The organism is Labrenzia sp. C1B70 (assembly GCF_000475395.1).
Taxonomy (GTDB): Bacteria; Pseudomonadota; Alphaproteobacteria; order Rhizobiales; family Stappiaceae; genus Roseibium; species Roseibium algicola.
On record NZ_AXCE01000008.1, the window covers coordinates 1 to 12,329 of the forward strand.

The following is a 12,329-nucleotide window of genomic DNA, read 5'->3' on the forward strand; positions in this document are numbered from 1 at the left end:
GGGCGGCCGCCACTGCCGGCCGGGAGGAGCTGAAAGCCCAAGGTTCGGGCGCCGGGGCCCGTGAGCGTCAGTTCACGGGCCATCTTTCGCAGTAACACTTGCCAATATGACGCAAGGTCAAGTTTTTGATATCGGAATCGCGATACAGGTCTCGCACCGCGAAGAAAATCGCAATGCCTTTCAAGCAATTCGGCGGATCAAAGAAGGTTCCGATGCTCGGTGATATTAGTCAACTTTGGCTAGGCACTTGCCTCACCGATAAAACTGACCTGGTCATAAATAGTTTGGTAACAACTACCACCTAGCTTTCCCGAATTACTCCTGTGGCGGCATGGAGTTCAGTGAACCACTGAAACTCGATTCATGGGGGAAACATGAGAGCCGCCGGCAATCTTCCGATATCGATGAAACTCGCCATCTGCATGGCTGTTTCCGTTCTGCTTACAATGTCCGTTGCGGTCGTCGGCTATGTCGCGACCCGCCAGATGGGCGGGGCAATTCAAACCTCCCAGACAACGGGCTCTGCCCTGATGTCCATGGCCCAGCTGAACCGCCTGAAAGCGCGTTACGTCGAATCCGGCGATCCGGATGACGTCTCCGTGGTGAAGGACAGCATGACCGACATCTCCGCGACGCTGTCCGTTCTGCAAGCAGACGGAGAAGACGTTGCCTCGGCGACCGGCAACATTGCGGCATTCTCGACTGCTTTCGACACCCTGGTTGCCTCCGAGGAAGAAATCGAACGCAAACGCCTGCAGATGACGACATCCCTGGAAAACCTGATGGCGATCGGCCACAGCGTTGCCCAGGCGGCAGCGAAACGCGAACAGAAACTGGTCAACGAGCTGCAATCCTTGAGAACAAGCGGGGAAGCAGCCAGTGAACTCGCGCAGGCAGCAACACTTGCCAGCGCCCATTCCATGCAACTCAAGCTGGATCTGGAGACCCTGTTTCGACATCCGGACGCGGCTCACATGAAGGCGGTCAGCAAATCCTTCGGCAAGTACTATCTCCTGATCCGCAAGCTGACGTCCTCCGCAACCGTGTCGGAAAACCTGCAGCCCGCGCGTGACCTTGCCGAAGGCGCCAACGCCATGCGCGCCCTGCTCTCCGCCGTCCAGAAGGATCCCTCCCAGGCGCTGTCCAGGAGAGACGCCCTGACCAAGGGCTTTGACAGCCTTGCCGGACTGACCGATGCCGTGCGCAATGACCTTGGCCGCGCCTTCAAGACGGCCCACGGCGACATGCTGGCGATCGAGGGACTTGCCCGATCCGCTGTTGCCGAGGCCAAAGCCGGCGACGACTTTGCTGCCGAAGCCCGGGTGTTGTCAGATGCGTTCTGGCAGTTCCAGGTCAACCGGTCGGATCTTACCCGCAAGGCGGTGCTCGACAGTATCGCGGCCCTGCAGATGCAACAGGAACAGGTGTTGTCCACCATGCTGACGGGAGCCGATGCGGTGGCAGCGCGCACCGCAATCGAAACCCTGGGCAGCGCCTTTGCGAAACTGTCGTCGGCCATGGCAGATTTCCGGGTTGCGCTTGCTGCTGCCGACACTGCCGAGACAAAGTTTGCCGAAGGCATTTCCGCGCTCAACGCAAGGCTGGAAACCAGTGCCGCCAGTACGGAAGCAAGGTCGACACTCATCCTGTTGGCGGTGTCCGCGATCGGGCTGGTGTTCGGCATTGCGGCGGCAGTTGCACTCTGGTTCACCGTTGCCCGCCCGGTGTCCGTTCTGACAGCTGCGACCCGTCGCCTGGCTGACGGCGATGTCGATGTCACGATCGACGGTGCGGTCACACGCGACGAGGTTGGGCAGCTCCGTCAGGCACTCCTGATTTTCCGTGACAGCCTGCTGGAAAACCGCCGCCTCGGCGAAGAACGGTTGCAAAGCCAGTTGGCCAGTGAGGAGCGCCAACAGCATATAGACAGGCTGGTGGCCGGGTTCCGCAATGACATTCAGGACGTCCTGAAGAGCCTGTCCGAAAATGCCGGACAGATGCAGGACACTGCCCAGTCCATGACGGTGATTGCCGAAACGGCATCTTCCCTCACCGGCAACGCCACCGGTTCCTCGAACGAAGCCTCCGGCAACGTTCAGGCCGTCGCGGCTGCCACCGACGAGATGGCTGCCTCGATTGCCGAGATCGCCCGGCAGGTGGAAACGTCAAGCCAGATCGTCAGCAACGCCGCGGACAACGCCAACCGGACCAGCAGCAAGATCACCGGCCTGGCGGAAACCGCACAAAGCATCGAAGGCGTTGTTTCCCTGATTTCCGAGATCGCCGAACAAACCAACCTGCTGGCGCTCAACGCCACCATTGAGGCGGCTCGTGCCGGGGAAGCCGGCAAGGGCTTTGCCGTTGTGGCGGCAGAGGTCAAGTCGCTGGCAACCCAGACCGCAAGAGCGACAAACGAAATCGCCTCGCAGATTGCGGCCATGCAGGCGTCCGCATCGGAAACGGTTACGGCCATCGGCGAGATCGTCGCGATCATGCAGGACGTCTCGGAGTGCACCAGCGCGATTGCTGCTCCCGTTGAGCAACAGGGCTACGCAACAAACGAAATCGCGCGGAATGCCGCCCTCGCCTCCAATCGAACCATGGCGGTCGTCGAAGACATGTCCAGCGTTTCGGATGCGATCGGCGACACCCGGAAATCCGCAAGCGATGTTCTGAATGCCTCCGACAACCTGAACCAGCAGACAGCACGCATTCGGTCGACCGTGACGACATTCCTCAACGAAGTGGCGGCAGCCTGAGATCAAACGCCTGCCGGGCGGGAGCACTGACTGCTGCCCGCCCAGTTTCCCCCCTGTAAAACCGGTTCGACCCGAACGGACCGCCAACATGACACTTAAAAAGACAATCCGATGACCCATCCGAAAATTATCTTCATGCGCCACGGCGAAACAGAATGGAACCTGATCGGCCGTGCGCAAGGCCGGCTGGATTCTCCCCTGACCGCAAAGGGACGCGAGCAGGCGACCCTCTTGGGAAAGATCCTCGCCCGCGAACTGGTATCAGCCGAAGGTTACGACCAGATGGTCAGCCCCTTGGGCCGAACCCTGGAAACCTCGCAGTACCTGCAGCAGAACTTCGACTTTTCGCCGGTTGAAACCGACCTGCTCGTTGAGATCGATGTCGGCGGTCTGAGCGGCCTGACAAGACCCGAGATGTTCGAGAAGTATCCCGAACACATGAACGGCAAGCCCGGCAACACCTGGTATTTTGGCGCGCCGGGTGGCGAGACACTGCAGCAGATGCGTGAGCGCGCCGGAGCCTGGCTTGCAGGCCTGACGGGACCGACAATCGCAGTGGCCCATGGCCAGATCGGCAAGGTTATTCGAGGTATCGTTCTTGGCCTCGATGACACCGGGATCCTCAGCCTCAAGGAACCGCAGGGCGTGGTTCATGTGCTTGAAAACGGACAGGAAACGGTCTGGAGCTAAAGACTGCGGGCGTGCCCCCGTTCTGCACGCCCAGCACCTTCCCCCGCGAAAAATACAAGACCAAAACCGGAAGACAGGACGAACCCGTCACTTTGGCAATGGTCTTCCTCCATTGACGCTGTGGACAGGAAACCGGTGCTGCAGCTATACAAAGGAGAGTATTCAGCAAGAACTGCTTTATTTCATTCACTTAGCGGGGGCTACAAGTGAACTATTTGCTGCCAGCACATATTATTCGTTTAGGCGTCATTTTAACGACCATCGTATTTATTCAAATAATTTCCAGTACAGGATCCGCCTTTGCGGGTAAGCGTGTCGCACTCATCATCGGCAATTCGAATTACGAACATATTCAATCTCTGAAAAACCCTGAAAACGATGCCCTTCTCATGGCAAAAACCTTGGGCGATGCCGGTTTTGAAGTGAGGCAACTCATCGACGGCAACTACAGGGATATGAAGCGGGAACTTCTCGAGTTTGGTCGCACCTTGCGGGATTCGTCGATCGAAGCAGGCCTGATCTACTACGCCGGGCACGGTGTGCAGGTACGCGGGGAGAATTATCTCATCCCAGTGAACGCCCTTCTGGCGGATGAGGACGAGGTCGATCTCGAGGGCATCAACGTCAACGACTTCCTCAAGGTGATGAACTCGTCCAGCAGTCCGGTGAACATCGTCGTACTGGATGCCTGCCGCAACAATCCCTTCAAAGGCTCTTTCCGCTCGGCCACCCGTGGCCTTGCCCCCATCGATGCACCAATGGGCACCCTGATCGCCTATGCGACGTCACCCGGGCAGGTCGCGATGGACGGTTCCGCCGGAAATTCCCCCTACACGGCCGCCCTCAGCCGCGCCATCGAGACCAGTCCCGGCGAGCCGATTGAATCCGTCTTCAAACAGGCCCGGCGCGATGTTCTGGCCGAAACCGCCGACCGGCAGGTGCCTTGGGAAGTCAGCTCGATCACCGGTGATTTCTACTTTTATGAAGACGGTCCGCTGCCAGACGATACCGCCGGAGAAGCCGGCAGCCAGGGCAGCCTCGACGTCGCCTACTGGACCGCCATTCGCGACAATCCTTCCATCTCGGAACTGCGCGCCTATCTCGCCCAGTTTCCAAACGGCCTTTTCGCAGGTGTAGCCGCCAACCGACTGAAGGACCTCGAAGACAAGCCGCAGGTCCAGGCAAGTCTTGCACCGAGCGAAGCCGAGCAACCGATAAACGAAGCTCCGGTCCCGTCCGACCCGAAGGAACTGACGAGGGCCGTCCAGGTGGAACTCAACAGGCTTGGCTGCGACGCAGGTTCGCCAGACGGTGTCTGGGGCCCGAAAAGTGGCCGCGCGCTCGACACCTTGAGGAACGAAGCCAAGCTTCAGCTTGCGTCCTTGTCTCCCAACGCGGCTGTCCTGAAGAAACTTCGGCAGCTCGACGGCAGGATATGTCCGCTGACCTGTTCCGCCCGCTACGTATTGAAGAACAACGAGTGTGTTCTGAAAACCTGCCCGGCCGGACAACTGCTCTCTTCAGCAGGGCAGTGTTACACGAAGTCGAAACCCAGTCCCCAGTCCTCCTCATCCGGAGGCAACTGCTTCACGTTCAACGGCCAGCAATATTGTGACTGACCTGGCAGAGCGGCACACGTGCTCGAGTTTCAGATGATCGGGGCAAGATGGGGTTGATAAAAACTCTGGCAGCCAGCCTGCTTCTTGCGGCCGGCTTTGCAGGAAACGCAAGCGCGGACGACATGTCCGGCAAGACCATAACGATCGACATCACCATGCCGATCTGCGGTTTTGCCGACGGCACACAGTCCTGCGTCTGGGAACACAGCGCGTGGTTCTATCTCGCCGCCATCTTCTTCGCCGGGAACGACGACCTGTTCTATTCCTTTTCGTTTCACTCGAACTTCGAAACGGAAGGCGTCCGGATACCAACCGGCACGGGATCAGGTGAGAGGGTCAATAAAACCAAATCTGGCGACCCCATCGTCCATTTCGTGGATGTTGAGCGGCTCTCCGCAAACCGTCTTCATGCAGTCCACACCATGGAAATGGTTGAAGACGGATACATCCGGAAAAACGCATTCACGCTGGAAATGAACGGCAAGGAGTGCCGGATCCTGGAGTTCAGGCAGGAGCACTTCTCCAACACCCAGCTCAAGTACGCCTATGGAAAGCCGACCTCGCTCATTTGCAAGGTTCAGGACGGTCCGCAAACCGATGTCTATGGAAAGTGACGGCATGGACAGCGCACCGGCAAACCCGCAACCACAGCTCCAAACAAATCCATCAACATCGAATTTCAAGATCCTCCAGATGGAGGGCATTTTCCCGGAAGGAGACTTATTGTGAAGAAGATTTTGTTCCTGGCATTGACGACCTCAATGCTGGGTATGGCCGGTTGCCAGTCGACGGCACCGGAAGGCGCCTCCCCGGCCCAGAGTTCCAAATCAGCTCCCGCGACCTTCGATCTCGGCAGCAAGAAGATTTTCCTGACCTCGAATATCAAGATCGAGCAGAAGGACTATTATTCCAACACCAACAAGGGCTCGTTCACCGAAACCAACAACCGCACAGGCACCACGGCCGTTCTGATCCGCCAGAACGGCGACAATCTGCTGGTCGCCGATCCGGACAACCAGGCGGGAACCGTGTTTGTGAACGGTAAAAGCGTCAAGACCTCCGGCAGCATCTCCGGCAAGGGCAGGACCAACTGCGTCAAGCTGGAAATCGAGGAAGGCTACAAGCGGAATATCTGTTCGCGCTACACCTACAGCAACGGCATCGTCGAGATTTCCGAAGAGGAAAAGGACCCCGCCGAGGACCGCACCACAAAGCGGACCTACAAATTCGCCTATGACGGCAACAGCTGCCGCTTCATCAGTTTCTCGGAGTTCTCGAACGCCAAGAACGGCTATTGTGACGGACCCTGCCTTGGCTACTACGGCGGCAAGACCAAGTGGCGCTACACAATCAACAGCACATCGACTTCAGGCAACTGCAGCATTCGTTGATTGGACCTGACGCGTTGCCCCGGGCCGCAGCTTTCCGGCTTACGTTTCCCCGGGGCAACCATCCTCACCTGACGGATATGATGGCCGGAGCGCAACGCGGTGAACGCCTATCATTTGCCGCCACTCCCTTCCGGCGTGGCGCGCTTGCCGGATACTTCACCACGCACCCGAAACCCTGACATTTCCCTGATAATTCGCGGCCGTTTTCGTGCCGTGCCGCGTTATCGAAACACGACCAGCCTGTCGCAATCACAAGCCAGCTTTTCCTGACGATTTGAACCACCGTGTCGTGGCGCTTATGCCGCCATGACGCAATTACGCTATTTTGCCTGTCGATCAGTCGCGATACTGCCGCCACGAAACGGAAATCCGGTGCAGTCGCACGGACCGGACGCAGGCGGACTGCGCTCCGGTCGATGAAAAAGGAATGAGACATGTCAGCATTTCCTGACAAGGCACAGATCGTCATCGTCGGTCTCGGCGGTATCGTCGGCGCGTCGATCGCACATCACCTCATCGAACGCGGCTGGACCGACATTGTCGGCATCGACAAGTCCGGCATTCCGACCGACATCGGTTCGACGGCCCATGCGTCCGACTTCTGCTACACCACCAGCCACGACTACCTGTCCGTCTGGACCACCCAGTACTCCATCGACTTCTTCGACAAGATGGGTCACTACGCCCGCGTCGGCGGTCTGGAAGTCGCGCGCACCGGCGACGACACCTGGATGGAGGAAATCAAGCGCAAGGTGACCTCGGGCAAGGCCTTCGGCACCAATGTGCGCCTCGTGACCCCGGCCGAGATCAAGGAAAAGTTTCCGCTGATCGAAGAGGACATGGTCCAGGGCGGCATGTGGGACCCGGATGCAGGTCTCGTTATCCCGCGCTCGCAGACGGTTGCAGGCAAGCTTGTTGATGAAGGCGAGAAGACCGGCAAGCTGAAAGCCTTTGCCAATACCCCGGCCCAGTCCCTTATCGTCGAGGACGGCCACATCAAGGGCGTCAAGACCCACCGCGGCACGATCATGGCTGACCATGTCATCGTTTGCGCCGGTCTGTGGGGCCGCCTGATTGCCGAGATGGTTGGCGAAGACCTGCCGGTAATGCCGGTCGACCATCCGCTGACTTTCTTCGGCCCGTACAACGAATTCGAAGGCACCGGCAAGGACATCGGCTATCCGCTGCTGCGCGACCAGGGCAACTCCGCCTACATGCGCGACACGGGCGATCCCAAGACGGCCGAAGGCGGCCAGATCGAGTGGGGGTACTACGAACCGACCCATCCGCGCATGTGCCACCCGCGCGATCTCCTGGAGAAGGATCAGGCACGCCTGTCCCCCTCCCAGCGCGATCTGGAAATGGAACAGGTCATGGAGCCGCTCGAGCGCGCCATGGAGCTGACCCCGATCCTAGGCGAGATCGGCTACAACGAAGGCCATTCCTTCAACGGCCTCCTGCAGGTTTCCGCGGCCGGCGGCCCCTCCTGCGGTGAAAGCCAGAAAGTCCGCGGCCTGTGGTACTGCGTTGCGATCTGGGTCAAGGACGGACCTGGCTACGGCAAGCTGCTGGCTGACTGGATCACCGATGGCCGGACTGAAATCGACCATGCGTCCATCGACTATTCGCGCTTCTATTCCCACCAGCTGACCGAGAAATACATCGAGGACCGCTGCTACGAAGCTGCGCAGAAGATCTATTTCCCGGCGATCCACCCGCGTGAGCCTTACCTGACGAGCCGCAGCGTCAAGCGGTCCCCGTTCTACGACCGCGAGGTTGAACTCGGCGGCCACTTCATGGAACTGGGCGGCTGGGAACGCGCGCATGGGTATGCCGCCAACGAGCATCTGCTGGAAAAGTACGGCGACCGGGTTCCGGTTCGTGAAAACGAATGGGACAACCGCCATTTCTGGCGCGTCTCCAACGCCGAGCAGCTCGAACTCAGCGAGAACTGCGGCATCATCAACCTGTCGCACTTCTACATGTTCGACGTCGAAGGCCCGGACCACGTGGAACTGCTGGAGTGGCTGTGTGCCGCGAAGATCGGCGGCGATGCCAACATCGGCAAGGGTATCTACACCCACTTCCTCGATGACGAAGGCAACGTACGTGCCGACCTCACGGTCTTCCGCATGGCAGACCGCTGCCGCATCGTCGACGGTGCGGACGCCGGCCCGCGCGACTATCACTATGTGAAGCGCATCGCCGAGGACAAAGGCTTCGACGTCACGGTGACCGACGTCAGCGAGCAGTACACCACCATCGGCATCTGGGGCCCGAACGCCCGTGAGAACCTGAAGAAAGTGGTTGCCGATCCGGCAGCACTCGATCCGGAAAATTTCCCGTTTGCGGGCATCCGCCAGATCGAGATCGCCGGCAAGTCCGTCATGGCCCTGCGCCTGTCCTATGTCGGTGAACAGGGCTGGGAACTGCACATGAAGTACGAAGACGGCCTGGCCGTCTGGGACGCTCTGCGGTCCACGGGTGTCATCGCAGTCGGCGTCGAAACCTACGCCAACTCGCGCCGCATGGAAAAATCCTTGCGCCTGCAGAACGCCGATCTTCTGACCCAGTATAACCTCCTGGAGGCTGATCTGGCCCGCCCGAAGGTCAAGGAAGCGGATTTCCGCGGCAAGGCAAAGCACGTCGAGTACCGGGAGCGCGACAAGCAGCCGGCCATGCTCTGCACGCTGGTGATGCTTGAAAACACAGATGCAAGCGGTGTCAAACGTTACCCGGTCGGCGCGATGCCGGTGCAGGATCCGGACACGGGCAAGACGCTGGTCGACAGCCTGGGCCGTATTTCCTACACGACCTCGGTCGCCTATGGCCCGACCATCGGCAAGAACATCGCTCTTGCCTACCTGCCGCAGGAGTACTGCCAGGTCGGCCGCAAGCTGAATGTCGAGTATTTCTCGGAAACCTACCCGGTCGAGGTCGCCGGTGTCGGCTACCAGCCACTCTACGATCCGGAAAACCAGAAACCACGGTCCTGATGACCAAGGCCCGTGACAAGCAACGACTTGCCACGGGCTGACCTCAGATCACAAGAACAAGCTAAAGCCCCATCTCACGACCCCAAAAAGCGCCGCTCGCCGGCGCTTTTTCCTTTCGTGGCACCCACGGCGGCCTTAACCGCCCCGCATGACAATCCCTTCTTCGACCCATCTGTCGAAAACGCCAAGCGCAGCATCCGCAAACGCCTTGTCGTTGATATGCGCCGAAACCTCGGTCGTCGCGATACGGCCCGGGAAGACTGTCCTGACTTCGTCGATGAAGGCCGCCAGCCCCTCCGGATCGTGGGCTTCCTCACCCTCCTTGTCCCAGGCCTCGATGCCGCCAAGCGGCAACAGGAAATGGGTCGGCCCCTTGGCCGCCTCCAGCCGGTCGGCGAGTGCATTCGCCCACTGACGGCGCTCCTGCGGGTTGAAGACGGAGCTCTTGATCAGACGATTGTGCTCGTGAAACGGCCTGTCGGCATATTGCGCCGGGATTGCCTGCCAGCCGGCAAAATCCACCAGATCAAGCGCGCCCGGCGCCACGATCTGCGGCGTGCCCAGCCTGCCTGCATTCTGCAGCCGGTCCGGCCCGCTGCTGACCAGCGACCCTGCCAGGAGATTGCCGAATTCCTGCAGGCAGAAATCCATGACGCAGCAGAACGCCCCTTCCCGCGCCAGGCTTTCGAAGGCCATGCCACCCATGCCGGTGGAATGGAAGACAGCGACTTCATACCCCCTGTCTTCAAGTGCCGGTTTCAGAAGCTTCATATAGGACAGGCAACTGGAGCCAAGCGATGTCATGCCGACCAGCGGCTTTGAGCGATCCGGCATCTGCGCGGCCCTGGCGGCACCCAGCACGGCGCCTGCGGCCTGCGCCAGCGACGACTTGCAGATTTCGTTGAGGCCATAAAGGCCACCGGCCCACAGGATCATCTGGATATCGGGCGCCAGCCGTTCCGGCGGGATCAGAGACGAGAAGCTGACCGTGGACACGATAAATTTCGGTACGCCCATCGGCAGCGCCTGGGCACAATCGAGTGCCAGGTCCGTCCCCATGGTTCCGCCAAGCGCGATCATGCCGTCGATGCGGCCTTGCGCATAAAGGTCGGCGACAAGCTTTGCCGCCCCCTGCGCCATCACCTGAAACGCCTTGTTCTCGTCGCCTTGCGCAATCACGTCCTCAATGGACATGCCGCCTGCCCTGGCGACCTCATGCTTGGAAATGCCGGTCGGCCTGGCCGGATCGCCCAGTACGCTGACATCCATCGTCAGCACCTCGCCGCCCTGGTCGCGTATGGTCTGCTCGATGAATTCCAGTTCGGCATTCTTGGTGTCGTAGGTCCCGATGGACAGGATTGTCTTGGTCATGGATATCCTCAGAGCTGGATCCAGGCTGTCTTCAGGTCGACATACTTGTCGAGCGCGTGCAGCGACTTGTCGTGGCCGTTGCCGGACTGCTTCATCCCCCCGAGCGGGACGGTCATGTCCGAGCCGCCATAGGTGTTCACATGGATGACGCCGGACCGGACACCGGAAATCATCCGGTGCGCCCGGCCGAGATCCGATGTCCAGATGCCGGCGGCAAGACCATATTCGGTGCCGTTGGCGATCCGGATGGCCTCTTCCTCGTCCTTGAAGGCGGTTACGGCCAGTACGGGCCCGAACACTTCCTTCCGGGCAATCGTATCGCTCGGCTTGACCCCGCTCATGACGGTTGGAGCCATGTAGTAGCCGCCGGTCTCGGTCAGGATCCGCTCACCGCCGGTACGGCGCTCGGCACCTTCGGCTTCCGCGGTCTCCACGAATTTCAGGTCGGCCTCCAGCTGGGCCATCGAATGCACCGCACCGATCTGGCTGGAAAGATCCAGCGGATCGCCCACCTTGAAAGCTTCCGCTTCCCGGCAGATCGCGGCAACAAAATCGTCGTGAATGTCCTCCTGCACCAGCAGGCGCGATCCGGCGACACAGACCTGCCCGGAATTGCGGAAGATCCCCGCCGCCGACACCTTGGCTGCTTTTGCCAGATCAGCCGCATCATTGAAGACAATGTTGGGGGACTTGCCGCCAAGTTCCAGATAGCAGCGCTTCAGGTTGGATCTGGCGGAATATTCAAGAAGCCGCCGCCCTGTCGCACCAGAACCGGTGAAGACCAGGATGTCGACATCCATGGAGAGGGCCAGGGCTTCGCCGACAACGGCGCCGGGGCCGGTCACGACGTTGAAGACACCGTCCGGAACCCCTGCCTCGGACGCCAGCTCGGCAATTCTGAGCAGGCTGAGCGAGGCGGATTCCGCCGGTTTCAGCACGATGGAGTTCCCCATGGCGAGTGCGGGAGCAATCTTCCAGGCGCCGATCATCAGCGGGAAGTTCCAGGGAACGATGGCCCCCACGACACCGACCGGTGCCCGGTGGACAAGCCCCAGCACATTGTCTGCCGTCGGCGCGATCTCGCCATAGATCTTGTCGAGTGCTTCGGCGTAGTACCGGAAGGACCCGGCCGCCGACAAAGCCTCGGCCTTGAAGGCCATGTTGATCTCGGTGCCGTTGTCACGCACGCCGAGAACCGCAAGCTCAAGCGCTTTCGTCTCGATCAGATCCGCCAGCTTCAACAATACCTTCTTGCGGTGGGCCGGGGCGGCTTTCGACCAGCGGCCATCCTCGAACGCCTTGCGCGCGCCTTCAACCGCAACTCCCACATCGGCGGCCGTTCCGCTTGCGATCCTTGTCAGCGGTTTTCCGTCGATGGGGGAAAGCACCTCCAGCGTCGCCCCCTCCCGGGACGCGGCAAAGGCGCCGTTTACAAAATGCCCCTGCTCGGCAACGGGCTGGTTGCGCAAAACGTCGATTGCGGCCTGGTCAAGCATCTTGGTT

At 60.1% G+C, this 12,329-nt stretch carries 8 protein-coding genes; 6 read left to right on the top strand and 2 right to left on the bottom strand.

Features of this window, described 5'->3' with window-relative positions; all coding sequences use genetic code 11:
* Positions 1–374 precede the first annotated feature (374 nt).
* The 6 genes from Q666_RS64785 (at position 375) to Q666_RS43795 (ending at position 9,455) form a co-directional block, all read left to right on the top strand.
* Positions 375–2,759 (top strand): methyl-accepting chemotaxis protein, encoded by a 2,385-nt coding sequence (locus tag Q666_RS64785; protein WP_023003303.1) that lies wholly within the window; start codon positions 375–377, stop codon positions 2,757–2,759.
* A gap of 111 nt (positions 2,760–2,870) precedes the next feature.
* The gene (locus Q666_RS43780; RefSeq protein WP_023003301.1) at positions 2,871–3,449 is read left to right on the top strand and encodes a histidine phosphatase family protein; all 579 of its coding nucleotides are present in this window, start codon (positions 2,871–2,873) and stop codon (positions 3,447–3,449) included.
* A gap of 206 nt (positions 3,450–3,655) precedes the next feature.
* Complete coding sequence (locus tag Q666_RS64790; protein ID WP_081713232.1) at positions 3,656–5,068, top strand: caspase domain-containing protein; 1,413 nt, start codon at positions 3,656–3,658, stop codon at positions 5,066–5,068.
* A gap of 47 nt (positions 5,069–5,115) precedes the next feature.
* Positions 5,116–5,682, top strand: coding sequence for a hypothetical protein (locus Q666_RS43785; RefSeq protein WP_023003297.1), 567 nt, complete (start codon positions 5,116–5,118; stop codon positions 5,680–5,682).
* Positions 5,683–5,793: 111 nt separating this feature from the next.
* A complete protein-coding gene (locus Q666_RS43790) occupies positions 5,794–6,459 on the top strand; it encodes a hypothetical protein (RefSeq protein WP_023003293.1) in 666 nt (221 codons plus the stop codon).
* A 434-nt stretch (positions 6,460–6,893) separates the two neighbouring features.
* Positions 6,894–9,455 carry an FAD-dependent oxidoreductase gene (locus Q666_RS43795; protein ID WP_023003292.1) on the top strand — a complete coding sequence of 854 codons (2,562 nt, stop codon included), beginning with the start codon at positions 6,894–6,896 and terminating at the stop codon, positions 9,453–9,455.
* Positions 9,456–9,590: 135 nt separating this feature from the next.
* On the opposite strand, the gene Q666_RS43800 is transcribed toward Q666_RS43795, so the two are convergent.
* Entirely contained in the window at positions 9,591–10,826 is a 1,236-nt protein-coding gene (locus Q666_RS43800) for a Tm-1-like ATP-binding domain-containing protein (RefSeq protein ID WP_023003290.1), read from the bottom strand.
* An 8-nt stretch (positions 10,827–10,834) separates the two neighbouring features.
* A complete protein-coding gene (locus Q666_RS43805; protein ID WP_023003288.1) occupies positions 10,835–12,322 on the bottom strand; it encodes an aldehyde dehydrogenase in 1,488 nt (495 codons plus the stop codon).
* Between the last annotated feature and the right edge of the window lie 7 nt (positions 12,323–12,329).

What these genes read in the sequence shown, in the direction of transcription:
- Q666_RS64785 (WP_023003303.1), top strand. Translation starts at nt 375, where the DNA reads ATGAGAGCCGCCGGCAATCTTCCGATATCGATGAAACTCGCCATCTGC.
- Q666_RS43780 (WP_023003301.1), top strand. Translation starts at nt 2,871, where the DNA reads ATGACCCATCCGAAAATTATCTTCATGCGCCACGGCGAAACAGAATGG.
- Q666_RS43785 (WP_023003297.1), top strand. Translation starts at nt 5,116, where the DNA reads ATGGGGTTGATAAAAACTCTGGCAGCCAGCCTGCTTCTTGCGGCCGGC.
- Q666_RS43795 (WP_023003292.1), top strand. Translation starts at nt 6,894, where the DNA reads ATGTCAGCATTTCCTGACAAGGCACAGATCGTCATCGTCGGTCTCGGC.
- Q666_RS43800 (WP_023003290.1), bottom strand. Translation starts at nt 10,826, where the DNA reads ATGACCAAGACAATCCTGTCCATCGGGACCTACGACACCAAGAATGCC.
- Q666_RS43805 (WP_023003288.1), bottom strand. Translation starts at nt 12,322, where the DNA reads ATGCTTGACCAGGCCGCAATCGACGTTTTGCGCAACCAGCCCGTTGCC.